The organism is Bradyrhizobium sp. S3.7.6 (assembly GCF_054061875.1).
This window is the reverse complement of sequence record NZ_JBSSEQ010000001.1, coordinates 6,146,165-6,171,421: the sequence shown is the minus strand read 5'-3', so window position 1 is coordinate 6,171,421 and position 25,257 is coordinate 6,146,165. Positions and strand designations below refer to the sequence as shown.

Genomic DNA, 25,257 nt, shown 5'->3' with positions numbered 1-25,257 from the left:
CTGCTACTTGCCACCGGATTGGTACGTCGCCTTCACGACAGCTCTTACCGGCGACAATTCGGCAAACGTCTTTTGTTGCTCCAGCCAAGCGTGATATTCACGCTCTTCGTCGACGATGACCTTGGCCCGCATCTGATAATGAGCAGCGCCACAAAGCTCCGCACATAGAACATCGAACGTTCCGGTTCGGATCGGCGTTATCCAGAAGTAGGTCACCATGCCAGGGACCATGTCCATCTTGGCACGGAATTCGGGCACGTAGAAATCGTGCAGGACATCAACCGAGCGGAGGAGAACCTTGACTGGCTTTCCCATTTGAAGGTGCAGGTCGCCGTTCTCGATCACGACGTCGTCCTGCGCATGCGGGTCGTCACGATTGAGTCCCATCGGATTGTCGGAAGCGATGTTGCGGACATCGGATGTGCCCAACCGCCCATCCTTGCCCGGAAGGCGGAAGCTCCATTGCCATTGCTGGCCCATGACCTCGACTTCGGTGGCATCCGCAGGCACCGTCACGAACTGGTGCCAGACCACGAGACCGGGCGCCAGCATGGCCGCGACTCCGACGCCGGTCCCGACGCTCAGCCACCATTCGAGCTTTTTGTTTTCCGGATTGTAGTCGGCCCGTCTTCCCTCTTTGTGGTGAAAGCGGAAGACGCAATAGGCCATGAAGACGATGACCGCGACGAAAACGAAGCCCGTGATCCAGAACGTGATGCTGATGGTGTGGTCGATATAGGCCCAGTTCGTGGCGATCGGCGTCCACCACCACGGGCTGTAGAGGTGAAACAGCACCGAGCCGATCGCGACCAGAAGCAGTATCAGTGCGACAGCCATCCTGATCCATCCTTGCCATCGAAGGCTACGGATACGAATCCAGGGCGGAGCTCACGTCTGTCGCGATGGCGGACTTTCTCTACGCGGACATCTATGCTGACATATGCGCCATCACCGCGCCTCTTGCCTCGCCCATTCAACCAGTCGCGATATTCAAGAGGAAGACCGCGACCGCTGGGGGCGTCCAGGCATTTAAAATGATCCCCCGCGAACCCGGCGTCAATAGCATGTCAACACGCTTACGCGGCGTGGGCGATCGATGTTGCCGTGCGAGCTGGCGAGCCTCGGTCGCATTCTCGATGTGATGCATCGCACAAAATATGCGACGCACAATTCACCCAGCCGGGAGCGCTGGTCATTCCAGATCGCGCGCGCTAAGCTCGGGGCGCAGGTCGCGACGGGTTTCGTCCGGCTAAGCTCCTTCCTCGTTGAGCCTGGAACTGCCGTACTCGGCTCGATCGCGTCTCCCGCACATAAGGGCGGATACGCGCGGCCGGAAAGCGCGCCGTTTGCCGCCGCGACTTTCAGCAGAGGAGGGTGTGTCCATGGCCACTCTTTATCCCGACAACATCATAAAGCGGCACCTGTTCGGCGAAGCGGCCTCCTACCCCATTCGCAAGATCAGCTTGTCCGACCTGACCGAGGCCCTACGCCTGGGTTGGGAGGATTTCCAGGCGATGCCGAGCCACGCGATCGTCGTGTGCGTGATTTATCCCGTTCTCGGTCTCGTCCTGTTCAGGATGGTTCTCGGCTATTCGGTGCTGCCGCTCCTGTTTCCGCTGGCTGCCGGCTTTGCCTTGATCGGCCCTTTTGCCGCGATCGGTCTCTATGAACTCAGCCGGCGTCGCGAGCGCGGCGAGGAGGTCGATGCATGGGATGCGATCAAGGTGCTGCGCGCACCGTCGTTCGGCGCCATGGTCGAGCTCGGCGTGCTCCTGCTGGTCCTGTTCGGGGCCTGGATCGGTGTCGCGAACGCAATCTATGTCACGATCTTCGGTCACGCGGCGGCCGCAAGCATTCCCGACTTCGCAACGCGGGTGCTGACGACACCGGAAGGCTGGTCACTCGTCATCGTCGGTTGCGGTTGTGGCTTCCTGTTTGCGGTTGTGGCCTTGTGCGTCAGCGTCGTGTCGTTTCCGTTGATGCTCGACCGGCATGCGACTGCGATCGACGCGATCCGCACGTCGCTCCGAGCGGTGGCCGCGAATCCGGTTGCGATGGCCGGATGGGGCCTCATCGTCGCGGCGCTGCTCGTGATCGGCTCGCTGCCGTTCTTCGTCGGTCTCGCTGTCGTCCTGCCGGTGCTCGGTCATGCCACCTGGCACCTCTATCGGCGGGTGGTCGAGCCGAATCCGAATCCACCGGACGAGCCGCCGCCGCCCCCGAAGGGAAAGCGCTACGCAGCGGACTTTCCGGCCAATCTCTTCCCGTGGAGCCGCGAGGGTAAGCAGTAGCAGCGAAACGGCCGCACCTGGCGGCCGCCTTCGCGGGGCATGACGGGTTAGAGCCTACTTCTGCTGCTGCGGCAGGAACGTCGGACCGACCGAGCGGATCGGCTTGTTCTCCGACGACGGGGGTGCCGTGCCGGTCTCCGCAGGCGCTGCCGCAGCCGGTGCGCTGGCCGTCGTCGGCGCGGGCGCCGCGCCCTTCTTGGCAGTCGCAGGCGTGCCCTTGTTGAGCCGCTGCTGCTGCATCTTCTTGGCGCTCTCCTCGGTGACGATGATGTCACCCTGCTGCTCGGCCGCCGCCTTGTCGTCGGCGGATTTCAGCGCGTCGGCCCAGGTCTGGCCTGCGGCCTTGCAGGAGCAGGACGGGTTGAACTCGCTGCGGAATTTGAACGCGGTCGGCAGCGCCGTGTAGGGCTGGCCGCTGGTGGAGACCGCGGAGTTCATGTCCTCGCCGGGATTGCGATGAGTGTAGAGCACGGCTTCCGCGGCCGGGCACAGCGCCTTGCAGGTCTTCTCGTCGTCGGGGAAGCGCGCCGGCACGGTGGCAAACGAGACCGGGAAGTAGGCGCCATCGCAGGTGCGCACGCACACGGTGCGGTAGGTGCCAGATTGCGGTCCGAGATCGGAGGGCGGCACGCCTTGCGGATTGTTGGGGTTGTTGCCGCCGCCGCCGAACAGATTGTTCAGGAAGTTGCCGCCGCCTTGCGATTGCGCGGCGTTGGCATATTGCGGGCCGCAATTGTTCTGCGCCAGCGCCGCCAGCACCGAGCGGCGCTGGTTGTCGCGCTCCGGGCTGAAGCCGCCGGGGCCGCCGCCGCGCAGGCGTTCGAGATTGCCGGTGATCTGGTCCAGATTGGCGCGCATCTGCTGGATCTGGGTGTTAACCGGACCGCATTGCGCCGACTGGCCGTTGAACAGCGAGAAGAAGCCGGAGGAATCGCAGCCCATGCGCTTGGCCTGCATGGTGACCCGGTCGAGCTCGGCCTGCTGCTTGGCCTGGGAATCCTGGTAGCGGCGGATCTGGTCTTCGCGCGCGGGGTCGCCACCGCCGCCGCCACGATCGAGCGCGACGAGCTGGCCTTCCAGCCGCACGCACATCGGATTTGGTCCAAGCCCGTTCTGGCCGGGCTGAGGCGGCGGGCCGGGCGGGCCCGCCTGCGCGAAAGCACCGTTGGCGAGCATGACCGTGCTCAGAAGCACGGTGCAGGCAAGGATGGAGCGGGCACGGGAGAGAGACAAAAATTCAGGCATATCCGCCATTCTAGCGAGGTCACGGCCCGGCGTGATTTTGGGGGCCGACGCGCGCCCTCCAATAGCCGCTTCCTGCGGCATCGTCACGTCGTTTCAGGGGCCGAAAACTGGTCCTAAGGTCCGCCAGCTCCGAGGGAATTCAGCGCTGGCAGGTGATTGCGACATATTCGTCGCAATGGCCATGGGAGCAGTTTGCGCCAGTTTTGGGGACAGAGCCGGTAATTTCGTCGGGATCGACCCGGCGATAGGCCGAGGCCTGGGCAAAATCGCGTGACTGGCAATAGGTGCGCGCGACCTGTGCGCCGCATTTCTCACCCTTGGCGAGGCACTGGTCGACACCGTAGCCGTCCGCCTGGTTGGCGATGATGAAGACGCGGGTCTCGGCGAGCGCGCTGGATGCCGCGATGATGGAGGCACAAGAGACGAGCGCGAGCAGGGATCGCATGGGTGCACCGGGGCTTTAGGGAACCGCCGGGTTCCAAGTAAACTCAAAAGGTTAAGAATGATGAACCATCAAGGCGGGGCGGCCGCGCTTTGCGGAGATAAAACGGCGTTTTCGCGGCTCTCTTGACGCGGGGGCGCCTGATAGCCCATATGTGGCCGCATGTACGGTCTCCTCGCCATTTGTGGCATTTGCCGCGAGATTACGAGCTAGCGATTCGCTGGCTGGAGCCGTCTTTTCTCAAAAACATTGAGAGCCTCGGACGCCCGGCCAACAGCCGACGGGTATCCATATGGAATTGCGCCTTTACGATACGCTGAGCCGGGACAAGCGCACCTTCGTGCCGCTCGATGCGAAGAACGTCCGCATGTATGTCTGCGGACCGACCGTCTACGACTTCGCCCATATCGGCAATGCGCGGCCGGTGATCGTGTTCGACGTGCTGTTTCGGCTGCTGCGCCATCTCTATGGCGAGGCGCACGTGACGTATGTCCGCAACATCACCGACGTCGACGACAAGATCAACGACCGCGCCGCGCGCGATTTTCCGGGGCTCCCGCTCAACGAGGCGATCCGCAAGGTCACCGAGCAGACCGGCAAGCAGTTTCACGCCGACGTCGACGCGCTCGGGGCGCTTCGGCCGAGCGTCGAGCCGCGCGCGACCGAGCATATCGGCGAGATGCGCGAGATCATCGAAAGGCTCATCAAGGGCGGCTTTGCCTATGCTGCCGAGGACCATGTGCTGTTCTCGCCGCAGGCGATGAACGCGGCCAATTCCGGCCTGCCGCGCTATGGCGCGCTGTCCAATCGCTCGCTGGACGAGATGGTCGCCGGCGCCCGCGTCGACGTCGCGCCCTACAAGAAGGGCAATACCGACTTCGTGCTGTGGAAGCCGTCCAAGCCGGGCGAGCCGTCATGGCCGTCGCCGGCCGGGATCGCCGCGCAGGGGCGTCCGGGCTGGCACATCGAGTGCTCGGCCATGGCCTGGAAGCATCTCGGCGAGTATTTCGACATCCATGGCGGCGGTATCGATCTCGTGTTTCCGCATCACGAGAACGAGGTCGCGCAAACCTGCTGCGCCTTCCACCAGGAGCGCATGGCGAACTACTGGATGCACAACGGCTTCCTGCAGGTCGAGAGCGAGAAGATGTCGAAGTCGCTCGGCAACTTCGTCACCATCCACGAGCTCCTCGCCGACTGGCCGGGCGAGGTGCTGCGCTTGAACATGCTGAAGACACATTACCGCTCGCCGATCGACTGGACCCTGAAGTCGCTGGAGGAGAGCGCCAGGACGCTCGACGACTGGTATCGGGTCGCGGCCGACGCCGAGCCCGGCCAGCCGGCCGCGTCCGTGGTCGAGCCGCTGCTCGATGACCTCAACACGCCGCTGGCGATCGCGGCGCTGCACGGCCTGCGTGGCAGCGACGTGAGCGCGCTGGCGGGCTCGTTGCGCCTGCTCGGCATCCTCTCCGAAAGCGCTGCGCAGTGGGAAGGGCGCAAGCAGCAGGCCAGCGGGGTCGATGCCAAGGAAGTCGAACGCCTGATCTCGGAGCGGACGGCCGCCCGTAGCCGCAAGGATTTCAAAGAATCCGACCGCATTCGCGATCTGCTTGCCGCGATGGGCGTTGCGATCAAGGACTCCAAGGACGGGACGACCTGGGAGGTCGCGCGATGAAGCGGCCCGACACGCCTTTCCCGCGGCACTGGCTCTATTACATCGCGCTGAAGATCCTGCTGCTCGCGGCCGCCGTGGCGCTGGCGCTGAAACTCTATGGGATGTGGTGAAGACGATGGGACAGACTTTGCCAAAGCCCGGCTTGCGACCGTTCCTGCCTGATGACGTGCCGGTTCTCGCCGCGATCTTCACGGCAAGCATCGAGGAGCTGACCGGCGAAGACTACAACGAGGCGCAGCAGCAGGCCTGGATGGAGGCGGCGGAAACCGAAGAATTCGGCAAGCGGCTCGCGGCCGATCTCACGCTGGTCGCCACGCTGGAGGGCTCGCCCGTCGGCTTCGCCTCGCTGCGCGGGGCCGATCTCATCCATATGCTCTATGTGCATCCCGCCGTGACCGGTCAGGGCATCGCGACCATGCTGGTGGACGCGCTGGAAAAGCTCGCCGGCGGCCGTGGCGCGACCAGCCTGTCGGTCGATGCCAGCGACACCGCGCAAAACTTCTTCGCCAAGCGCGGCTATGTCGCCATGCAGCGTAACAGCATCACCATCAACGACGAGTGGCTCGCCAACACCACGATGAAGAAGACGCTCGGAGCTGCGCAATGAGCAAGGAGCGTCTCTATCTGTTCGACACCACGCTACGCGACGGGGCGCAGACCAACGGCGTCGATTTCACCCTGACCGACAAGCAGGTCATCGCGGCGATGCTCGACGATCTCGGCATCGACTATGTCGAGGGCGGCTATCCCGGCGCCAATCCGACCGACACCGAGTTCTTCGGCACCAAGCCCAAGCTCAAGCATGCGCGCTTCACCGCCTTCGGCATGACGCGCCGGGCAGGGCGCTCGGTCTCCAACGATCCCGGCGTGGCCGGGCTCCTTGAAGCGAAGGCCGATGCGATCTGCTTCGTGGCGAAGTCCTCGGCCTATCAGGTGCGCGTCGCGCTGGAGACGACGAAGGAAGAAAATCTGGCGTCGATCCGCGACAGCGTCGCGGCGGCGAAGGCCGCGGGGCGCGAGGTCATGCTCGACTGCGAGCACTTCTTCGACGGCTACAAGGAGGATTCAACCTTCGCGCTCGCCTGCGCCAAGGCCGCCTATGAGGCCGGCGCGCGCTGGGTGGTGCTGTGCGACACCAATGGCGGCACCATGCCGAACGAGATCGAAGCCATCGTCACCGAGGTGACGAAGCAAATCCCCGGCGATCATGTCGGCATCCACGCCCATAACGACACCGAGCAGGCCGTGGCCAATTCGCTCGCCGCGGTGCGCGCCGGGGCGCGGCAGATCCAGGGCACCTTGAACGGCCTTGGCGAGCGCTGCGGCAACGCCAATCTGTGCTCGCTGATCCCGACGCTGAAGCTCAAGAAGGAGTTTTCCGACGCCTTCGAGATCGGCGTCACGCCCGAAAAGCTCGCAACTCTCGTCAAGGTCTCGCGCACCCTCGACGACATGCTCAACCGCGTGCCGAACCGGCATGCGGCCTATGTCGGCGAGAGCGCCTTCGTCACCAAGACCGGCATTCATGCTTCCGCCGTGCTGAAGGACCCGCAGACCTACGAGCATGTGCCGCCGGAATTGGTCGGCAATCATCGCAAGGTGCTGGTGTCAGACCAGGCCGGACGCTCCAACGTCATCGCCGAGCTCGACCGGGCCGGCATTGCCTACGAGAAGAGCGATCCCAAGCTGACGCGGCTGGTTGAGGAATTGAAGGAACGTGAGGCTGCCGGCTACGCATATGAATCCGCCAACGCCTCGTTCGATCTGCTGGCGCGCCGGACGCTCGGCAAGGTGCCGCATTATTTCGAGGTCGAGCAGTTCGACGTCAACGTCGAGCAGCGCTACAATTCGCACGGCGAGCGCGTCACCGTCGCGCTTGCAGTGGTCAAGGTCGACGTCGCCGGCGAGCGCTTGATCTCGGCCGCCGAAGGCAACGGCCCCGTCAACGCGCTCGACGTCGCGCTGCGCAAGGACCTCGGCAAGTACCAGAAGTACATCGAGGGCCTGACGCTGATCGACTACCGAGTCCGTATCCTCAACGGCGGCACCGGCGCGGTCACGCGCGTGCTGATCGAGAGCGAGGACGAGAACGGAGATCGCTGGACCACGGTCGGCGTGTCCCCGAACATCATCGACGCCTCGTTCCAGGCACTGATGGACTCGGTGATCTACAAGCTGGTGAAGTCGGGGGCGCCGGCGTAGCTCTTGGCACGGCTGTCATACCCCGCGAAGGCGGGGTATCCAGTACGCCGTGGCTTCTCCGTAACGCCGCGGCGTCTCGGAGTACTGGATCGCCCGCCTTCGCGGGCGATGACAGCGGAGAGTGGGGAGAGGCCGGCAACGACGGATGGGGGTATTATATGATCGATCACATCTCCGTCGGCGTCACCGATCTCGATCGCTCTGCAAAATTCTACGAGACGACGCTCGCGGCCCTCGGGCTCGCGCGCCTCGTCGTGCGGCCGCGGACGGTCGGCTTCGGCAAGGCCTATCCGGAGTTCTGGATCAACTTACGCGAGGGGATGCCGCACGTCCCATCGGAAAGCGGCGTTCACATCTGTCTGCGGGCGAAGACGACGGCCGAGGTCGATGCGTTTCACGCCGCAGCACTGTCCGCCGGCGGCGCGTCCGACGGCGCGCCGGGCATCCGCCCACATGACCGCGTGCGCTATTACGCGGCCTTCGTGACCGATCCCGATGGCAACCGGATCGAGGCGGTGACGTTTCCGGCGGAGTAAGGCGCTAGAGCTTGCGCGCCACTTCCGGGGCGAGCTGCGTTTCAGATTCGGCGATCTGTGCCGCTGCCGCCTTCAGCTTCGGCAGAATATCCTCGACGCGATCGGCCTTGAGGATGTCGACCGAAAGGCCGGCGCGGATGAACTCGGTCTGGCGCATGTGCGACAGCAGCGAAAACAGCGGCTCCCAGAAATTGTCGATGTTGGCGAGCAGCACCGGCTTGGCGTGACGGCCGAGCTGTTTCCAGGTCAGCTGCTCCACCAGCTCTTCGAGCGTGCCAACGCCGCCCGGCAGCGCCACGAAGGCGTCGGAGCGCTCGAACATCAGCCGCTTGCGCTCGTGCATGTCGGGGGTGACGATCATCTCCTGCACGCGGGTCAGCGCGTTCTCGCGCTTCCGGAGGAATTCAGGAATGATGCCGGTGACGGTGCCGCCGTGATCGAGCACGGAGGTCGCGACCGAGCCCATCAGGCCGAGCGAGCCGCCGCCATAGACCAGGCGGACGTTGCTCTCGGCGAGAGCCTTGCCGAACGCCTTGGCGCCTTCGGTGAAGCTGGGATTGGTTCCTGGGCCGGAGCCGCAATAGACGCAGACAGTTTTGATCGTGCTCATTGGTGCCATGATGCATTGCAGCGCAGGGGCGTCAAGCCCAATTGGTGATTCGGATCACCCGGAAATCTACCGGTAAATGGCGACAAACAATCAAAGATTCGCCATCTGGCGGGGTGCGCTGGCATCGGGAAGGCTCTATATGACGGGCGAAAACCGCAAATCGTAACGCTGCCCGCACCCGGCGGGCTTTCAGGCTTCTTGATGGACCAACCTCAATCGTTCGACGGCGCAGACGTTCCCGATCCTCCCGCAGGGGGATCGCTGGAGCGAGCCACGCTGATGGGCACGCTGGCGCATCTGTGGCCCTATATCTGGCCGGGCGACCGTTTCGACCTGAAGATGCGGGTGGTCTGGTCGATGGTGCTGCTGCTCGCCGCCAAGCTGATCACGTTGACCGTGCCGTTCAGCTTCAAATGGGCGACGGATGCGCTGACCGGCGCCAACACCGCACCGGTCGCGGCCGACAACTGGCACCTCTGGGTGATCGCCTCGCCATTGCTGCTGACCGCAAGCTATGGCGTGACGCGCATCCTGATGGCGGTTCTGACGCAATGGCGCGACGGCATCTTCGCCCGCGTCGCCATGCATGCGGTGCGCAAGCTCGCCACCATCACCTTCATCCACATGCACGAGCTGTCGCTGCGCTTTCACCTCGAGCGCAAGACCGGCGGCCTGACGCGCGTGCTCGAGCGCGGCCGCGAGGGTATCGAGGTCATCGTGCGCATGGTGATCCTGCAGCTGATCCCGACCATCGTCGAGGTCACGCTGCTATTGGCGGTGCTGCTGTGGCAGTTCGACTGGCGCTACGTCGTGGCGACGCTGATCACGGTCGCGGTCTACATGTACTACACCTACATCGCGACCGAGTGGCGGATCGGGATCCGCCGCAAGATGAACGATTCCGACACCGAGGCGAACACCAAGGCGATCGACTCGCTGCTCAACTACGAGACCGTGAAATATTTCAGCGCGGAGACGCGCGAGGCGCAGCGTTACGACAAGTCGGTCGCGCGCTACGAGGAGTCGAGCGTTCAGGCCTATACCTCGCTCGCGGTGCTCAACACCGGCCAGGCCGTGATCTTCACGCTCGGGCTGACCGCGACCATGCTGATGTGCGCGATCGGCGTGCGCAACGGCACCAACACGGTCGGCGATTTCGTGCTGGTCAATGCCATGATGATCCAGCTCTACCAGCCGCTGAATTTCATGGGCATGGTCTATCGCGAGATCAAGCAGGCCATCATCGACATCGAGAAGATGTTCAACGTGCTGGGCCGCGAGGCCGAGATCAAGGACATGCCCGACGCGCAGCCGCTGGTGGTCTCGGCCGGCAATCTGCGTTTCGAGGACGTGCGCTTCGCCTATGAGCCGACGCGGCCGATCCTCAAGGGCATCAGCTTCGAGGTGCCGGCCGGCAAGACGGTCGCGATCGTCGGCCCGTCGGGGGCGGGCAAGTCGACCATCTCGCGTCTGTTGTTCCGCCTCTACGACATCTCCGGCGGCAAGATCCTGATCGACGGCCAGGACATCCGCGAGGTCACGCAGGCCAGTTTGCGCGCCTCGATCGGCATGGTGCCGCAGGATACGGTGCTGTTCAACGATACCATCCGCTACAACATCCGCTACGGCCGCTGGGATGCCGATGATGCCGAGGTCGAAGAGGCGGCGCGGCTGGCGCAGATCGATCATTTCATCCGCATGGCGCCGATGGGCTACGAGACCCAGGTCGGCGAGCGCGGCCTGAAGCTCTCGGGCGGCGAGAAGCAGCGCGTCGCCATCGCGCGCACCGTGCTCAAGGCGCCGCCGATCCTGGTGCTGGACGAGGCGACCTCGGCGCTCGACACCCACACTGAGCACGAGATCCAGGGCGCGCTCGACCGCGTGTCGAAGAACCGCACCTCGCTGGTGATCGCGCACCGGCTGTCCACCATCGTCGGCGCCGACGAGATCATCGTGCTGGACCAGGGCCGGATCGCCGAGCGGGGCACCCACGCCAAGCTGCTCGTGCAGGGCGGCCTTTACGCCAGCATGTGGAACAGGCAGCGCGAAGCCGAGGCGGCACGGGAGAAACTGGCCAAGATGGCCGACAGCAGCGAGGCGCCCAACCGGGAGCCGCCGCCGGTCGACGACGCCCTCGCGACATCAGCGGCGGCCGCGGAGTGACCTTGTCTCCGGTCCCAACTCTGGCCTAAACAACTCCACCGCGCGGGGGCGACCCGGCGCCATCAACTTCCAGGCGGCAGATAGCGATGTCCATCCTCGATTCGATCCAGCGTCAGATCCCGCCGATCCACAAGGAGGGCTATCCCTTCATTGGCGGCTTTGCGCTGGCAAGCCTGATCCTGTTCTGGCTGTGGTCGCCGCTCGGGTGGATCGGCACGATCCTGACCGTGTGGTGCGCGCTGTTCTTCCGCGACCCCGTGCGCGTGACGCCGGTGCGCGAGGGGCTCGTGGTGTCGCCGGCCGACGGCCGCGTCTCGATGATCACCATGGCGCTGCCGCCGGCCGAGCTCGGGCTCGGCGACCGGCCGCTGCCGCGCATCTCGGTGTTCATGAGCGTGTTCAACTGCCATGTGAACCGCAGCCCGATCGCGGGCAGGGTGGACCGTATCGCCTACCGGCCGGGCCTGTTCATCAACGCCGAGCTCGACAAGGCGAGCGAGGACAATGAGCGCAACTCGCTCGTGATCACGACGCCGACGGCCAAGATCGGCGTGATCCAGATCGCGGGGCTCGTCGCCAAGCGCATCGTCTGCTTCGTCAGGGAAGGGCAGGCGATCGGGGCGGGCGAGCGGTTTGGCCTGATCCGCTTCGGCTCGCGCCTCGACGTCTACCTGCCCCTGGGTACCAAGGCGCTGGTGTCGGAAGGGCAGACGGCGATCGCCGGAGAGACGATTTTGGCCGATCTTGCCGGGGACGACCCAAGCCGCGCCTACCGCGCCAATTAACCATTGGTAGGTGCATCAGGGCCTTCCGCCGCAATGGCGGAGGGGGACGGGGCTTGCTATATCTCGCCTTGAGGTAATCCATGACCCCCTACGACTTCAAAGATCCCGACGTGCGCCGCCGGCGGTTCCGCCCGATCCCGGTGCGGATGCTGGTGCCCAACGTCATCACGCTGCTGGCGATCTGCGCCGGCCTGACCTCGATCCGGCTGTCGATCGAGGGGCGGATGACGCTTGCGGTCTACGCCATCGTGTTCGCGGCCGCGCTCGACGGCATCGACGGCCGCGTCGCGCGCATGATCAAGGGCCAGTCCAAGTTCGGCGCCGAGCTCGACAGCCTCGCCGACTTCGTCAATTTCGGCGTCGCGCCCGGCTTGATGCTGTACTTCTGGCAGCTGCACGAGCTCGGCAATGCCGGCTGGATCGCCGCCATGGTGTTCGCGATCTCCGGGGGCTTGAGGCTCGCGCGCTTCAACGCCACCATGGACGATCCGAACAAGCCGGCCTTCGCCGCCAATTTCTTCACCGGTGTGCCGGCGCCGGCCGGCGCGATCACCGTGCTGCTGCCGATCTACGTCGCGTTTCTCGATCTCGGCCGGCTGCCCGCGGCGGTGACGGCGGCCTACACGCTCTTGATCGCCTTCCTGATGGTGTCGCGCCTGCCGGTATTCTCCGGCAAGACCAAGCGCATGCGCGTGCCGCCCGAGCTGGTGCTGCCGGCGTTCGTCGCGGTGATCGTGTTCATCGCTATCCTGATCGCCTATCCCTGGCACGTGCTGTCGATCGGCACGGTGCTGTATCTGCTCGGTTTGCCGCTCGGCTACAAATCCTACCGCGACCAGGCGCGCGCGATGGCGGCCACCGCGCCGTCCGGAGGCGAGGTCCCGTCGCCGCCTTCGGCGCCGACGCTGGCCAATTTGTCGGAGCCGCCGCTCGACGATGACCGGCCCGGACGGCTGCACTAAAGCGCGATGAGATTTGGCTGAATCGTCATCGCGCTTTAGGTCGTTGTTTGAGCATGATCTTTTCGGAAAACCGCTGCGCACTTTTCCGGATCATGCACTGAGCGGTTTTCGCGGATATCTGCCATGAAGGCGGCCGAGTTGGGTTGACGCCCGATCTCGGCTATATCGCCCTGTGCCGGCGGCACCGCGCCAACAGCGGCCGCCAATCTGGGAGAGAACGCCGTGACTGATACCGCGACCGGGCCGCTGCCCGCTGCCGTCCTCGAAGCGCTGGGCCGCTATGACACCCCGACGATCTGCAATGCCATGGAGATCGTGGCGCCGGAGCGCCGGTTGATCGGCTACACCACCAAGCAACTGGTCTGCCCATTTCCCGACCTGCCGCCGATCGTCGGCTATGCCCGCACGGTTGCGATCCGCTCGGTGCTGAAGTCCTCGCTGCCGGCCGAAGAGCAGTCCAAGCGGCGCATCGAATATTACGAATATGTTGGCACCGGCCACGGTCCGCGCATCTCGGTGATCCAGGACATCGACGGTCCCGACGTCGGCTACGGTGCGTTCTGGGGCGAGGTGCAGAGCAACGTGCACAAGGCGCTCGGCTGCCTCGGCGTCATCACCGACGGCTCGATCCGCGACATCCCGCAATGGGCCCCGGGCTTCCAGGCGCTGGCCGGCTCGATCGGCCCGTCGCATGCCTGGGTGCATGCGGAAAGTTTTGGTGGCGAGGTGCGCGTCGCCGGCATGACCGTGAAGTCCGACGATCTGATCCATGCTGACCAGCACGGCGCCATCGTGATCCCGCTCGACATCGCCGCAAAGCTGCCCGAGGCCGCCGAACTCTGCGGCCGCCGCGAGACGCCGATCCTGGAGATCGCGCGCAGCCCCGACTTCTCGCTGGAGAAGCTGAAGGCCGCGCTGAAGCGCTCGACGGAGATTCACTAACGGGCGACCGAACGACTTAGGGCCGCGTTGCCGGCCGTGGGCCGCCCTGTTCCGTCAGAAACAGGGCGGCCTGATCCGGCTCGCCGAAGACTGCGGCGGCGCATCCGATCAGGGTGAAGCCGCCGGCGAGATCCCAGAGGGTGATGTCGTCGCCACCATCAGGGACGTGAATCAAGCGCGCTGCGATCACGGCAAAGCCGGCCTCGACAAACAGCAAGACGCTGAACGCCGGCAGGACGAGCCCTGGCTCGAGCAGGTGGAGCGCCAGTACCGCGGGCAGCGCGGTGAGAAGACCGAACAGCGTCAACATGGCAAAACGGCTCCTGCGATGGAGCATGCCGCCCGGCGATACAATACTGCATGATCTCTCGTCGCGGATGTGGCGCAGGGCCGCAGTCGGAGGACGCACAATGAAGATGACTGGCAAAACCGTCCTGATCACCGGTTCGACGGACGGCGTCGGCCGCTACGTCGCGCGTCGGCTGGCCGAAGCAGGTGCGAGGGTCCTGCTCCACGGCCGCGATGCCGTGCGCGCGAAGGCGCTGATCGACCAGATCGTGCAGGCCGGCACGCTGCGCCGACATTCTACCAGGCCGACTTGTCGTCGATGTCAGGCACGCGAGAGCTCGCTGCGGCCGTTCTCCGCGATCACCAGCGTCTCGATGTGTTCGTCAGCAACGCCGGCATCGGCTCGCAGAACGACGGACCGCAACGGCAGGAGAGTCCGGACGGCTACGAACTGCGCTTTGCCGTGAATTACCTCTCGGGCTTCCTGCTTGCGCACTTGCTGCTGCCGCTGTTGACGTCCGCAGCACCTTCGCGCGTCGTCAATGTTGCCTCCCTCGGTCAGCATCCGATCGATTTCGACGACGTCATGATCAGCAGGGGCTACAGCGGCTCGCGCGCCTACGCGCAGAGCAAGCTCGCGCAGATCATGTTCACCATCGATTTCGCGGAGGAATTGAAGCGCATGGGCATCACCGTCAACGCGCTGCATCCGGCCACCTACATGAACACCACGATGGTGCGCGCCGGCGGCATCACGCCGATCTCGACCGTGGAGCAGGGCGGTGCGGCGATCCTGCACCTCGTCGAAGGCGACGATGTCGCCGGCAAGAGCGGGATGTTCTTCAACGGCATGAACGAGACGCGCGCCAATCCGCAGGCCTACGATGCCGGCGCGCGCAGGCGCCTGCGGGCACTCAGCCTCGAGCTGACCGGGCTTTCGTCCTGAGCTGCCGTCCTGGCGCCCCGCGATCATGGTTAGCGAAGTGTTGAGATTCCCGTCGGTCGCGGGCAAAGCCGGCGTCCTGTCAGCGCGCTGCGCCGGTCTGGCGCCCCGGCTCAACTTAACCTTTACGCGGCTTTAAGGGGGGCACTCTAGGGTTTCCGATGCGGTTCGGGGTTGGGCCGCGCCAGCGGCCAGGACGGCCGTTGTTGCGTTCGCGTTGGAGTGTCCCATGGATATCATGACGAGCGTCGGGCTCATTGCGGGCATCATCGTCATTACGGCGATGATCTTCATGGGCGGCGACCTCCACATGTTCATCTCCGAACATGCCATGATCATCATCTTCGGCGGCTCGGTCTCGGCCACCATGATCCGCTTTCCGCTCAGCGCGCTCCTGCACGGCCTTCCGCTCGGCGCCAAGTTCGCTTTCACCATGAGCCGCCTGTCGGCGCACGACCTCGTCGACGAGCTCGCCCGCATCGCCGAGATCGCCCGCAAGCAGGGCCCGGTCGGCCTCGAAAAGGTCGAGACCGACGAGCCGTTCCTGGCCAAGGGGATCCGCTACGTCGCCGACGGCTACGACCTCGACTTCATCCGCGACAATCTCGAGCGCGACCGCGACAACTTCCTCATGCACCTCGACGAAGGCAGCAAGATCTACCGCGCCATCGGCGACTGCGCTCCGGCCTTCGGCATGATCGGCACCCTGATCGGCATGGTGCAGATGTTCGCCAACATGACCGATCCCTCCAAGCTCGGCCCGTTCATGGCGACCGCGCTGCTCGCAACCCTGTACGGTGCGCTCGTCGCGAACCTGTTCTGTCTGCCGATCGCCGACAAGCTGCACGGCAAGCTGCTCGACGAGGAAACCAACCGCACGCTGATCATCGACGGCATCCTGATGATCCGTGACTCCAAGAGCCCGACGCTCGTGCGCGAAATGCTGCTGGCTTATTTGCCGGAGAAGCATCGTCACGCCGAGGGCGAGCCGGTGCCGGCGTAAAGCCGCCGCCCGGGATCTCGAGAGATGGCCAAGAAGAAGCGCGGCGATGCTCACGGTGGCGGTCACGGCTGGTTCGTGACCTTCGCCGACCTGATGGGCCTGATGATGAGCTTCTTCGTGATGCTCGTCGCGTTCTCGACGCAGGACGCCAACAAGCTGAAGATCGTTGCCGGCTCCATGCGCGACGCATTCGGCGTGCAGAGCGAGGCGCGCTACGCCGGTATCGTCGAGTCCGACGGCCTGCCGACCCGCCCGCGGCTGAAGAACGTCGACCACATCCAGCCCGAGGACGCCTCCAACACGCCGACGCCGGATCAGGAGGACCGCGACCGCACGTCGGGCGCGAAGATCAAGGTCGACCGCAATTTCGCGCTCGCCGCCGCCTCGCTGCGCCAGGCGCTGCAGGACATGCCGGAACTGACCGAGATGTCCAAGCACATCATGTTCGAGGAGACCAAGCAGGGCCTCAACCTGGAGATCGTCGATCAGGATGGCCGCTCGATGTTCGCCGACGGCTCCAAGGTGCCGTATGACCGCACCCGCCGCCTGATCGAGAAGCTCGCGATCCCGCTGAAGGCCACGCCGCTCCGTGTCTCCATCGCCGGCCACACCGCGGCCGGATTCGTGCCGACCCGCAGCGACTATGGCGCCTTCGACCTGTCGGCCGATCGCGCCAATGCCGTGCGTCAGATCCTCGAACGCGAGGGCCTGCCGCCGTCCCACGTCTTCGCCGTCGCCGGCAAGGCCGACACCCAGCCGTTGTTTCCGGACGATCCTTCGCTCGCGGCCAACCGGCGGGTGACGATCACGCTGATGCGCGAGGATCCGCCGCTGCCGCCGAATTTGAAGCCGTAGAGCGTTTCGCGCGAAGCGGCCGCCGGTTTCGCGTGAAGAAAACCCGTCAAACCCAGAATCTCGAGCCCCGTCGTTCCGCTTCCCTAGGAGCGGACGGCTCTAGACACTTGCGCTACCATCTTACCTGAGGCATGTCGTCGCGCTAATAACGATCGTTGCTGCGCCGTCACAGCATCCGCCCCGGCGGCTGCTATGGTGGTGTGCCGATTGACAGGCGCGCCGGAACGGTCAAAAGGCGCCGGATCAATTCTCGGGAAGAAGCGTTTCTCATCTCACATGACGGCGAGCATCACATCGACCGACGCTCAGGACGGGCCGGTCACCTCGGGTTTCTGGGGCCTGACGCTCGGAAGCATCGGTGTTGTCTTCGGCGATATCGGCACCTCGCCGCTGTACGCATTCCACGAGGCGGTCAGGGGCGCGGCCCATGGCGAGCCGGTCTCGCGGGTCATGGTCCTCGGCGTGCTCTCGCTGATTCTCTGGGCGCTCTTTATCGTCGTCACCGCCAAATACGTCCTGCTGCTGCTGCGCGCCGACAATAACGGGGAGGGCGGCACGCTCTCGCTGATGGCACTCGGCCAGCGCGCGCTCGGGCGGCGAAGCTGGTTTCTGATGGCGCTCGGCGTGGTCGGCGCCTCCATGTTCATCGGCGATTCCATGATCACGCCGGCCATCTCGGTGCTGTCGGCGGTCGAGGGTCTGAAGCTCGTGACCCCCGCCTTCGACCACTATGTCGTACCGCTCACCGTCATCATCCTGGTGTTGCTGTTCGCGGTCCAGAGCAAGGGGACCGCGCTGGTGGCCTCGGCCTTCGGGCCGGTGATGGTGGTCTGGTTCACGGTTCTTGCGGTGATGGGCGCCGTGCACATCGCCGACGATCCGTCGGTGCTGGCGGCCATCAATCCCTATTACGCGCTGCAATTCCTGCTGTCGCACGGCACGATCGGCCTGGTCACGCTGGGCGCCGTGTTCCTGGCGGTGACGGGCGGCGAGGCGCTCTACGCCGATCTCGGCCATTTCGGCCGCAAGCCGATCCAGTCGGCCTGGATGTTCTTCGTGCTGCCCGCGCTCCTGATCAACTATTTCGGGCAGGGCGCGCTGGTGCTGTCCGATCCCAGCGCGATCGAGCACTCGTTCTATCGCATGGTGCCCGAGAGTCTGGTGCTGCCGCTGGTTGGACTTGCGACCGCGGCGACCGTGATCGCGAGCCAAGCCGTGATCACCGGCGCCTATTCGCTGGTCTATCAGGCGGTGCAGCTTGGCCTCCTGCCGCGCTTCGAGGTGCGCTACACCTCCGAGACCCATGCTGGCCAGATCTATCTGCCGCGTGTGAACCGGCTGCTGCTGATCGGCGTGATGCTGCTGGTGCTGTTGTTCCACACCCCCAGCAATCTGGCTTCGGCCTACGGCATCGCGGTCTCCACCACCATGGTCGCCGACGGCGTCATGGGCTTCGTCGTGATCTGGAAACTGTGGAACTGGCGCGCCGCGACGGCTGCGGCGGTGATCGTGCCCTTCGTCGTCGTCGACATCAGCTTCTTCAGTGCCAATCTGCTCAAGCTGCTCGAGGGCGCCTGGGTGCCGCTGCTGTTCGGCGCGGTCATGGCCGGGACCATCTGGACCTGGCGCAAAGGGACTGGGATCCTGCTCCAGAAGACGCGCCGGATCGAGGTGCCGCTCGACGACCTGATCCGCAGCCTCGAGAAGCGCCCGCCGCACATCGTCAAGGGCACCGCGGTGTTCCTGACCAGCGATCCCGCCTTCGTGCCGACCGCGCTGCTGCACAATCTCAAGCACAACAAGGTGCTGCACGAGCACAACGTGGTCCTGACCATCGAGACCGCGCACACGCCGCGGGTCGAGCTGTCCGAGCGGTTCCGCATGGAGAAGATCAGCGACAAGTTCTCCAAGGTCAGACTGCGCTTCGGCTACATGGAGCAGCCGAACGTCCCGAAAGCGCTGGCGATCGCCCGCAAGCAGGGCTGGCAGTTCGACATCATGTCGACGTCGTTCTTCGTGTCGCGAAGGTCGCTCAAGGCCTCGGCGCAGTCGGGCATGCCGCTGTGGCAGGACCACCTCTTCATCGCGCTGAGCCGGTCCGCCAACGACGCCACCGACTATTTCCAGATTCCGACCGGACGGGTGGTTGAAGTCGGCACCCAAGTCACCATCTGAACGCAATTGGTCAAGTCATGCAAATTTCGCATGGCAAGGGCCCAAAATCGGGCTAGGCTATGCCGGCAGCGCAGGACTATAAGCCGCGCGCTCTTCCGCCGTTGTGCAGTGAAGCATTCTAGAGGCCACTGGGCTCTCCCATGACAAGTGACGTAGCGATTTCCGCCCCGGAAACGGCGGCGGCCAATGGGCATGGCGAAGCCCACACCACCGCCCGTTTCGGTGCGCTGACGCTCGGCAGCATCGGCGTCGTCTACGGCGATATCGGCACCAGCCCGCTCTACGCGTTCCGCGAGGCGGTGATGGCCGCCTCGGGCGCGGAGGGGGTGCCGACGCCGGCGGCCGTGCTCGGCGTGCTCTCGCTGATCCTGTGGGCGCTCATCGTCGTGGTGACGCTCAAATACGTTGTGATCCTGCTCCGCGCCGACAACAATGGCGAGGGCGGCACGCTGGCGCTGATGGCGCTGGCCCAGCGCGCGGTCGGCACCGGCGGGGCGACCATCGTCCTGCTCGGCATCATTTCCGGCGCCCTGTTCTACGGCGACGCCGTGATCACGCCGGCGCTTTCGGTGCTGTCGGCCATCGAAGGCATGAAGGACGTCACCCTGCACTTCGAGCCCTACATCGTTCCGTTGACCGTGATCATCCTGGTCGGCCTGTTCGCCGTGCAGTCGCGTGGCACCGCCCGCGTCGCCGCGTTCTTCGGTCCCGTGATGTGCGTCTGGTTCGCGGTGATCGCGATCGCGGCAATCCACCCGATCATCGAGCAGCCGCAGGTGCTGTTCGCGCTGAACCCGCTCTACGCCGTGTCCTTCATGTTCCACCACGGCATCATTGGTTTCGTGACGCTGGGCGCCGTGTTCCTGGCGGTCACCGGTGCGGAGGCGCTCTATGCCGACCTCGGCCATTTCGGCAAGCGGCCGATCCAGACCGCCTGGCTGTTCATCGTGCTGCCGTCGCTGGCGCTGAACTATCTGGGGCAGGGCGCTCTCGTCCTCGGCGATCCCGGCGCGATCGTGAGCCCGTTCTTCCAGCTGTTCCCGCAAGGCTTTTTCCGTGGTTGCATGGTCGTTCTCGCCACCGCCGCGACGGTGATCGCGAGCCAGGCCGTCATCACCGGCGCCTATTCGCTGACGCGCCAGGCGATTCAGCTCGGGTTGCTGCCGCGCTTCGAGATTCGCCATACCTCTGAAGCCCATTCGGGCCAGATCTTCATCCCGCGCATCAACCAGCTTCTGCTGGTCGCGGTGGTGCTGCTGGTGCTGCTGTTCCGTTCCTCCAGCGCGCTGGCATCGGCCTATGGCATCTCCGTTACCGGGACCATGGTGGTCACGGCGATGATGGGATTCGTCGTGATCTGGAAGGTCTGGAAGTGGTCGCCGTTCGCTGCCGCCGCCCTGATCGTGCCGTTCCTGTTCCTCGATCTGACCTTCCTCGCCGCCAACCTGCTCAAGGTGTTCGAGGGCGGCTGGGTGCCGCTCGCGCTCGGCGCGCTCATGATCATCCTGATGTACACGTGGCGGCGCGGCAGCAGGCTGCTGTTCGAGAAGTCGCGCAAGCTCGAATTCCCGCTCGCCGACCTCGTGGCGATGCTGGAGAAGCGGCCGCCGCAGCGCGTGCCCGGCACCGCGGTGTTCCTGACCTCAGACCCGCTCAGCGCCCCGACCGCGCTGATGCATAGTCTGAAACACTATAAAGTGCTGCATGAGAAGAACGTCATTCTCACCATCGAGACCGCGCAGACACCGCGGATCGATCCGGCCGAGCGCGTGAGGCTGGAGCAGATCTCACCGACCTTCTCCAAGGTGACGCTGAAGTTCGGCTTCATGGAATCGCCCAATGTGCCGAAGGCGCTGGCGATCGCCCGCAAGCTCGGCTGGCAGTTCGACATCATGTCGACCTCGTTCTTCCTGTCGCGCAGGGCGCTCAAGCCCGCCGCCCATTCCGGCATGCCGCGCTGGCAGGACCGGCTGTTCATCTCGCTCAGCCGCTCCGCCAACGACGCCACCGACTATTTCCAGATCCCCTCCGGCCGCGTGGTCGAGGTCGGTACCCAGGTCACGATCTAGCCCCACCGCCGTCGTCGGCCGGCTTGACCGGGCGACCCAGTACTCCGAGACAGTTGTGGTTGAATTGATAGGCCGCGGCGTACTGGATTCCCCGCCTTCGCGGGGAATGACACCGAGCGCGTGGTGGGATGCGAAGCAGGAGTTTCAGGCATCCTGAAAGCCGCACTTCAAGTCGCTGCGATTTAGCTTTAACTTGCGGCATGCAGCTCAAGCCTTTGTAGCGCTTGATTTTCGGCTGCCGAGAGGCGAGGTTGCCGCCCGCCGGGATCGCCCCGGCAGGCGGCTCGTGACGTTGGAGGATGATGTGGCAAACCAGGTACAGGATCTGACCCCGGACGAGGTCTCCAAGGGTGTCGCGGAAGGGCGCTATCTCCTTGTCGACGTGCGCGAGCCGAACGAGGTCGACGCCGAGGCCTATCCTTACGGCGTTGTCGTGCCGCTCTCGACCTTCGATCCCAAGGCGATCCCCGATCCCCAGGGCAAGGAGGTCGTGTTCGCCTGCCGCTCCGGAAAACGCTCGGTGACGGCCTCGCTCGCGGCGCAGGCGGCGGGGCTGCCTTACGACAAGCATCTGGCCGGCGGCATGCTGGGGTGGAAGGCGGCGGGTCTTCCCAGCAAGGTCGGTGGCTGACCTCGCGATGACGACCAAGAGCTCCTCGCTGAACAAGGTCTTTGCCGACCTTCCCGTCACCATCTTCGAGGCGATGTCGCAGGCCGCGCGCGACAACAACGCCATCAATCTCGGCCAGGGCTTTCCTGATGATCCCGGGCCTGAGGACATCCGCCGCGCCGCGGCCGATGCCTCGCTGAACGGCTACAACCAGTACCCCTCGATGATGGGCCTGCCGGAGCTGCGCCAGGCGATCGCGACCCATTACGGTCACTGGCACGGCCTCAAGCTCGATCCGATGAGCGAGGTGATGGTGACCTCCGGCGGCACCGAGGCGCTGACCTCGGCGATCCTCGCGGTGGTCCAGCCCGGCGACGAGGTGGTCTGCTTCCAGCCGGTCTATGATTCCTACCTGCCGATCATCCGCCAGGCCGGCGGCATTCCGCGCCTGGTCCGCCTCGAGCCGCCGCACTGGCGGCTGAATGAGGACATGCTGAAAAGCGTCTTCAATTCAAAGACCAAGGCGGTGCTCTTCAACAATCCCCTGAATCCCTCCGCAGTGGTCTATCCGCGCGAGGACCTCGAGCTGCTCGCCCGCTACTGCCAGGAGTTCGACGTCATCGCGATCTGCGACGAGGTCTGGGAGCACGTCACCTTCGACGAGCACAAGCACGTCCCGCTGATCACCATCCCCGGCATGCGCGACCGCACCATCAAGGTCGGCTCGGCCGGAAAGATCTTCTCGCTGACCGGCTGGAAGATCGGCTTCGTCTGCGCCGCGCCGCCGCTGCTGCGGGTGGCCGCCAAGGTGCACCAGTTCCTGACCTTCACCACCGCGCCGAACCTCCAGGCCGCCGTCGCCTATGGGCTCGGCAAGTCCGACGACTACTTCCTGTCGATGCGGAAGGACCTGACGCGGAGCAGGGACCGCCTGACCAGGGGACTGGAGAGCCTCGGCTTCCCCGTGCTGAAGTCGCAGGGCACCTACTTCCTCACCGTCGACCTGTCGCCGCTCGGGCTGAACGAGAGCGACACCGAGTTCTGCTGGCGGATCGTGAAAGACTACAAGGTCGCGGCGATCCCGGTGTCGGCCTTCTACGAGCAGGACGCGGTGACCTCCGTGGTCCGCTTCTGCTTTGCCAAGAAGGACGAGACGCTCGACACCGCGCTGGAGCGGTTGTCGGACGCGGTGCGCGGACGCAAGAGGTAGGAAAGATGACGAACGTCGGCCGCTCCAGGCTTTGCCTTGGTTTTGCAATCGCCGCGGCGCTGACGTTGCTTTCTGGCCCCGCAGGGGCCGAGGAGCGGGTCGTCAACTTCTACAACTGGTCCAACTACATGGCGCCTGACGTCCTTGATGCCTTCACCAAGGAGACCGGCATCAAGGTGGTCTACGACACGTTCGATGCCAACGAGACGCTGGAGACGCGCCTGATGGCCGGCAAGTCCGGCTATGACGTCGTGGTGCCGACCGCCTATTTCCTCCAGCGCCAGATCAAGGCCAACATCCTCCAGAAGCTCGACAAGTCGAAGCTGCCGAACCTCTCCAATGCCTGGCCGGTGGTGACCGAGCGCCTTGGCATTTACGATCCTGGCAATGTCTACGCCGCCAACTACATGTGGGGCACGACGGGCATCGGCTACAACGTCGCCAAGGTGAAGCAGATCCTCGGGCCCGACGCGAAGATCGACAGCTGGGACATCGTCTTCAAGCCGGAGAATTTGGCGAGGTTCAAGGACTGCGGCGTCCACATGCTCGACTCCGCCGACGACATCTTCCCCGCGGCGCTGAACTATCTCGGGCTCGATCCGAACTCGACCAAGCAGGCCGACCTCGAGAAGGCCGCCGAAATCGTCGCGAAGGTCCGCCCTTCCGTGCGCAAGTTTCATTCGTCCGAATATCTCAGCGCGCTCGCCACCGGCGAGATCTGCTTCGTGGTCGGCTGGTCCGGCGACATCATGCAGGCGCGCGCACGCGCCGCCGAAGCGAAGGGTGGCATCGAGATCGGCTACGCCATCCCGAAGGAGGGCGCGCAGATGTTCTTCGACAATCTCGCGATCCCCGCGGATGCCAAGAACGTCAAGGAAGCCTACGAGCTGATCAACTATCTCTACCGTCCTGACGTTGCCGCCAAGAATTCGGACTTTTTGTCCTACGCCAACGGCAACCTCGCCAGCCAGAAGTTGGTCGATCCGAAAATCCTGAACGACAAGAACATCTATCCGGACGAGGCGACGCTCGCAAAACTGTTCGTCATCACGGCGCGTGAGCCTGCGACCCAGCGGGTGATCAATCGGCTGTGGACCAAGGTGAAGACAGGGCGGTAGTCGCTCTGGGGACCGCCCGGAAGCCAAAATCTGCAAAACAACCCCATGCACAGTAGAAGCGTCACCTGCGGGTCGCCGGCGGTGGCGGTGCTTAAGTCGCGATGACGCCTGGGCTTCATCGACGCGCGGACGCAATGACCTGAAGCAGCGCGCGCGGTGCCGATCTGCGGCCGGTCTTCTCAGATTGCGCATACAACCTGACGTCGTTGCGATGGTATCCGGATGTGTCCGTGGGGTGACAGCGTCCGGCGCTGTTCCGGTGTATGGAACCGGAATACATTCGTTCATAGGAATTGCCCCGATGAAGAAATTTGTTCTGGCTGCGGCCGGCTCGTTGCTGTTCGTCACCGCGGCGTCGGCGGCTGACATGGCCCCGCGTTACACCAAGGCTCCTGTCGTGGCGCCGGTCTACAATTGGGGCGGTCTCTATCTCGGTATCAACGGTGGCGGCGGTTCTGCGCACACCTGCTGGGACATCTTCAACGATTCCGGCTTCCCGATCGTGCCGTCAGTTCCCGAGGGGTGCCACAACGCGACAGGCGCCACCGTCGGTGGACAGATCGGCTATCGCTGGCAGGCGGCCAACTGGGTGTTCGGCCTGGAAGCGCAGGGCAACTGGGCCGATTTTAGGGGCAGCAACGCGAGCCAGTATGCCGTCTTTGGTACCACCTCTCTCCTCAACGACGTCACCAAGGTCGACGCCTTCGGCCTGTTCACGGGGCAGGTCGGATACGCCTTCAACAACGTGCTGCTCTATGCCAAGGGCGGTGCGGCCGTCGTTCACGACAAATACTCGCTCACGGTGACGCCGGCCGGCGCGGCCGCTCTCGCGCCGTTCTTCGCCGTCGTCGCCGGCCAGACCGGTGCCGTCGGCTCCGAGACGCGCTGGGGAGGGACCGTGGGAGCGGGAATCGAGTTCGGCTTCGCGCCGGGCTGGTCTGTCGCTGTCGAATACGATCATCTGTTCATGGGCAGCCGGGACGTGACCACGAACACCATTGCCCCCTTCGCCGCGCCGCCAAGCACCCACCGCATCGGCCAGGACATCGACATCGGCACGGTGCGCGTGAACTACACGTTCGGTGGACCGGTGGTCGCGAAGTACTGAACGGTTCGAGAGCTTGAACGCGAAG

General features: G+C 64.7%; 21 protein-coding genes and 2 pseudogenes. 18 read left to right on the top strand and 5 right to left on the bottom strand.

What is annotated here, in order from left to right; translation table 11 throughout:
* Window positions 1-3: 3 nt before the first annotated feature.
* A complete protein-coding gene (locus ACVJ5M_RS30500; protein ID WP_063983986.1) occupies window positions 4-837 on the bottom strand; it encodes a cytochrome c oxidase subunit II in 834 nt (277 codons plus the stop codon).
* Window positions 838-1,382: 545 nt separating this feature from the next.
* On the opposite strand from ACVJ5M_RS30500, the gene ACVJ5M_RS30495 reads away from it, so the two are divergent.
* The gene (locus ACVJ5M_RS30495; RefSeq protein WP_063983984.1) at window positions 1,383-2,291 is read left to right on the top strand and encodes a DUF2189 domain-containing protein; all 909 of its coding nucleotides are present in this window, start codon (window positions 1,383-1,385) and stop codon (window positions 2,289-2,291) included.
* Window positions 2,292-2,345: 54 nt separating this feature from the next.
* Here the strand turns inward: ACVJ5M_RS30495 and ACVJ5M_RS30490 are convergent, their stop codons facing one another.
* Entirely contained in the window at window positions 2,346-3,545 is a 1,200-nt protein-coding gene (locus tag ACVJ5M_RS30490) for a DUF2865 domain-containing protein (protein WP_063983983.1), read from the bottom strand.
* A 130-nt stretch (window positions 3,546-3,675) separates the two neighbouring features.
* Entirely contained in the window at window positions 3,676-3,981 is a 306-nt protein-coding gene (locus tag ACVJ5M_RS30485; protein ID WP_063983982.1) for a hypothetical protein, read from the bottom strand.
* Between the two features lie 289 nt (window positions 3,982-4,270).
* Here ACVJ5M_RS30485 and cysS point away from each other — a divergent pair, with 289 nt between their 5' ends.
* The 4 genes from cysS to ACVJ5M_RS30465 all read left to right on the top strand — a co-directional run bounded on the left by cysS (window position 4,271) and on the right by ACVJ5M_RS30465 (window position 8,391).
* Window positions 4,271-5,653, top strand: a complete 1,383-nt coding sequence (gene cysS, locus ACVJ5M_RS30480) for a cysteine--tRNA ligase (RefSeq protein ID WP_063983981.1) — start codon at window positions 4,271-4,273, stop codon at window positions 5,651-5,653.
* Window positions 5,654-5,768: 115 nt separating this feature from the next.
* Entirely contained in the window at window positions 5,769-6,260 is a 492-nt protein-coding gene (locus ACVJ5M_RS30475) for a GNAT family N-acetyltransferase (RefSeq protein WP_354099528.1), read from the top strand.
* A complete protein-coding gene (gene cimA, locus ACVJ5M_RS30470) occupies window positions 6,257-7,855 on the top strand; it encodes a citramalate synthase (RefSeq protein ID WP_063983980.1) in 1,599 nt (532 codons plus the stop codon). The genes ACVJ5M_RS30475 and cimA overlap by 4 nt, the downstream gene beginning before the upstream one ends.
* 158 nt (window positions 7,856-8,013) lie before the next feature.
* The gene (locus tag ACVJ5M_RS30465; protein WP_063983979.1) at window positions 8,014-8,391 is read left to right on the top strand and encodes a VOC family protein; all 378 of its coding nucleotides are present in this window, start codon (window positions 8,014-8,016) and stop codon (window positions 8,389-8,391) included.
* Window positions 8,392-8,395: 4 nt separating this feature from the next.
* On the opposite strand, the gene ACVJ5M_RS30460 is transcribed toward ACVJ5M_RS30465, so the two are convergent.
* Entirely contained in the window at window positions 8,396-9,001 is a 606-nt protein-coding gene (locus ACVJ5M_RS30460) for an LOG family protein (protein ID WP_063983978.1), read from the bottom strand.
* 201 nt (window positions 9,002-9,202) lie between these two features.
* Here ACVJ5M_RS30460 and ACVJ5M_RS30455 point away from each other — a divergent pair, with 201 nt between their 5' ends.
* From ACVJ5M_RS30455 to ACVJ5M_RS30440, 4 genes and pseudogenes are all read left to right on the top strand, one after another.
* On the top strand, window positions 9,203-11,164 hold the full coding sequence (locus ACVJ5M_RS30455; RefSeq protein WP_063983977.1) for an ABCB family ABC transporter ATP-binding protein/permease: 1,962 nt from the start codon (window positions 9,203-9,205) through the stop codon (window positions 11,162-11,164).
* A 77-nt stretch (window positions 11,165-11,241) separates the two neighbouring features.
* Window positions 11,242-11,949, top strand: a pseudogene (locus tag ACVJ5M_RS30450) (phosphatidylserine decarboxylase); the annotation flags it as partial.
* Window positions 11,950-12,029: 80 nt separating this feature from the next.
* Complete coding sequence (locus ACVJ5M_RS30445; RefSeq protein ID WP_028146689.1) at window positions 12,030-12,911, top strand: CDP-alcohol phosphatidyltransferase family protein; 882 nt, start codon at window positions 12,030-12,032, stop codon at window positions 12,909-12,911.
* Window positions 12,912-13,133: 222 nt separating this feature from the next.
* On the top strand, window positions 13,134-13,853 hold the full coding sequence (locus ACVJ5M_RS30440; RefSeq protein WP_063983976.1) for an RraA family protein: 720 nt from the start codon (window positions 13,134-13,136) through the stop codon (window positions 13,851-13,853).
* 16 nt (window positions 13,854-13,869) lie between these two features.
* Here the strand turns inward: ACVJ5M_RS30440 and ACVJ5M_RS30435 are convergent, their stop codons facing one another.
* Entirely contained in the window at window positions 13,870-14,163 is a 294-nt protein-coding gene (locus ACVJ5M_RS30435) for a hypothetical protein (RefSeq protein WP_063983975.1), read from the bottom strand.
* Window positions 14,164-14,263: 100 nt separating this feature from the next.
* Here ACVJ5M_RS30435 and ACVJ5M_RS30430 point away from each other — a divergent pair.
* The 9 genes and pseudogenes from ACVJ5M_RS30430 to ACVJ5M_RS30390 all read left to right on the top strand — a co-directional run bounded on the left by ACVJ5M_RS30430 (window position 14,264) and on the right by ACVJ5M_RS30390 (window position 25,232).
* Window positions 14,264-15,087, top strand: a pseudogene (locus tag ACVJ5M_RS30430) (SDR family NAD(P)-dependent oxidoreductase).
* A 226-nt stretch (window positions 15,088-15,313) separates the two neighbouring features.
* Entirely contained in the window at window positions 15,314-16,087 is a 774-nt protein-coding gene (locus ACVJ5M_RS30425) for a motility protein A (RefSeq protein ID WP_028146686.1), read from the top strand.
* A 24-nt stretch (window positions 16,088-16,111) separates the two neighbouring features.
* Complete coding sequence (locus ACVJ5M_RS30420) at window positions 16,112-16,942, top strand: OmpA/MotB family protein (RefSeq protein WP_063983973.1); 831 nt, start codon at window positions 16,112-16,114, stop codon at window positions 16,940-16,942.
* Between the two features lie 276 nt (window positions 16,943-17,218).
* Complete coding sequence (locus ACVJ5M_RS30415) at window positions 17,219-19,117, top strand: potassium transporter Kup (protein WP_063983972.1); 1,899 nt, start codon at window positions 17,219-17,221, stop codon at window positions 19,115-19,117.
* A gap of 140 nt (window positions 19,118-19,257) precedes the next feature.
* Window positions 19,258-21,186: a potassium transporter Kup gene (locus ACVJ5M_RS30410; protein WP_028146684.1), complete on the top strand. Its 1,929-nt coding sequence runs from the start codon at window positions 19,258-19,260 to the stop codon at window positions 21,184-21,186.
* Window positions 21,187-21,490: 304 nt separating this feature from the next.
* The gene (locus ACVJ5M_RS30405; RefSeq protein ID WP_028170872.1) at window positions 21,491-21,817 is read left to right on the top strand and encodes a rhodanese-like domain-containing protein; all 327 of its coding nucleotides are present in this window, start codon (window positions 21,491-21,493) and stop codon (window positions 21,815-21,817) included.
* 7 nt (window positions 21,818-21,824) lie between these two features.
* Window positions 21,825-23,006 carry an aminotransferase gene (locus ACVJ5M_RS30400; protein ID WP_063986450.1) on the top strand — a complete coding sequence of 394 codons (1,182 nt, stop codon included), beginning with the start codon at window positions 21,825-21,827 and terminating at the stop codon, window positions 23,004-23,006.
* 5 nt (window positions 23,007-23,011) lie between these two features.
* The gene (locus tag ACVJ5M_RS30395; protein ID WP_231144586.1) at window positions 23,012-24,124 is read left to right on the top strand and encodes a polyamine ABC transporter substrate-binding protein; all 1,113 of its coding nucleotides are present in this window, start codon (window positions 23,012-23,014) and stop codon (window positions 24,122-24,124) included.
* Window positions 24,125-24,425: 301 nt separating this feature from the next.
* The gene (locus ACVJ5M_RS30390) at window positions 24,426-25,232 is read left to right on the top strand and encodes an outer membrane protein (protein WP_063983970.1); all 807 of its coding nucleotides are present in this window, start codon (window positions 24,426-24,428) and stop codon (window positions 25,230-25,232) included.
* The last annotated feature ends 25 nt before the right edge of the window (window positions 25,233-25,257 follow it).

Excerpts from the sequence above, each read along its gene's own strand:
- ACVJ5M_RS30395 (WP_231144586.1), top strand. The coding sequence starts at position 23,012 with ATGACGAACGTCGGCCGCTCCAGGCTTTGCCTTGGTTTTGCAATCGCC.
- ACVJ5M_RS30460 (WP_063983978.1), bottom strand. The coding sequence starts at position 9,001 with ATGAGCACGATCAAAACTGTCTGCGTCTATTGCGGCTCCGGCCCAGGA.
- ACVJ5M_RS30445 (WP_028146689.1), top strand. The coding sequence starts at position 12,030 with ATGACCCCCTACGACTTCAAAGATCCCGACGTGCGCCGCCGGCGGTTC.
- ACVJ5M_RS30425 (WP_028146686.1), top strand. The coding sequence starts at position 15,314 with ATGGATATCATGACGAGCGTCGGGCTCATTGCGGGCATCATCGTCATT.
- ACVJ5M_RS30410 (WP_028146684.1), top strand. The coding sequence starts at position 19,258 with ATGACAAGTGACGTAGCGATTTCCGCCCCGGAAACGGCGGCGGCCAAT.
- ACVJ5M_RS30400 (WP_063986450.1), top strand. The coding sequence starts at position 21,825 with ATGACGACCAAGAGCTCCTCGCTGAACAAGGTCTTTGCCGACCTTCCC.
- ACVJ5M_RS30485 (WP_063983982.1), bottom strand. The coding sequence starts at position 3,981 with ATGCGATCCCTGCTCGCGCTCGTCTCTTGTGCCTCCATCATCGCGGCA.
- ACVJ5M_RS30455 (WP_063983977.1), top strand. The coding sequence starts at position 9,203 with ATGGACCAACCTCAATCGTTCGACGGCGCAGACGTTCCCGATCCTCCC.
- ACVJ5M_RS30490 (WP_063983983.1), bottom strand. The coding sequence starts at position 3,545 with ATGGCGGATATGCCTGAATTTTTGTCTCTCTCCCGTGCCCGCTCCATC.
- ACVJ5M_RS30390 (WP_063983970.1), top strand. The coding sequence starts at position 24,426 with ATGAAGAAATTTGTTCTGGCTGCGGCCGGCTCGTTGCTGTTCGTCACC.
- ACVJ5M_RS30475 (WP_354099528.1), top strand. The coding sequence starts at position 5,769 with ATGGGACAGACTTTGCCAAAGCCCGGCTTGCGACCGTTCCTGCCTGAT.
- ACVJ5M_RS30465 (WP_063983979.1), top strand. The coding sequence starts at position 8,014 with ATGATCGATCACATCTCCGTCGGCGTCACCGATCTCGATCGCTCTGCA.
- ACVJ5M_RS30415 (WP_063983972.1), top strand. The coding sequence starts at position 17,219 with ATGACGGCGAGCATCACATCGACCGACGCTCAGGACGGGCCGGTCACC.
- cysS (WP_063983981.1), top strand. The coding sequence starts at position 4,271 with ATGGAATTGCGCCTTTACGATACGCTGAGCCGGGACAAGCGCACCTTC.
- ACVJ5M_RS30495 (WP_063983984.1), top strand. The coding sequence starts at position 1,383 with ATGGCCACTCTTTATCCCGACAACATCATAAAGCGGCACCTGTTCGGC.
- ACVJ5M_RS30420 (WP_063983973.1), top strand. The coding sequence starts at position 16,112 with ATGGCCAAGAAGAAGCGCGGCGATGCTCACGGTGGCGGTCACGGCTGG.
- ACVJ5M_RS30500 (WP_063983986.1), bottom strand. The coding sequence starts at position 837 with ATGGCTGTCGCACTGATACTGCTTCTGGTCGCGATCGGCTCGGTGCTG.
- cimA (WP_063983980.1), top strand. The coding sequence starts at position 6,257 with ATGAGCAAGGAGCGTCTCTATCTGTTCGACACCACGCTACGCGACGGG.
- ACVJ5M_RS30435 (WP_063983975.1), bottom strand. The coding sequence starts at position 14,163 with ATGTTGACGCTGTTCGGTCTTCTCACCGCGCTGCCCGCGGTACTGGCG.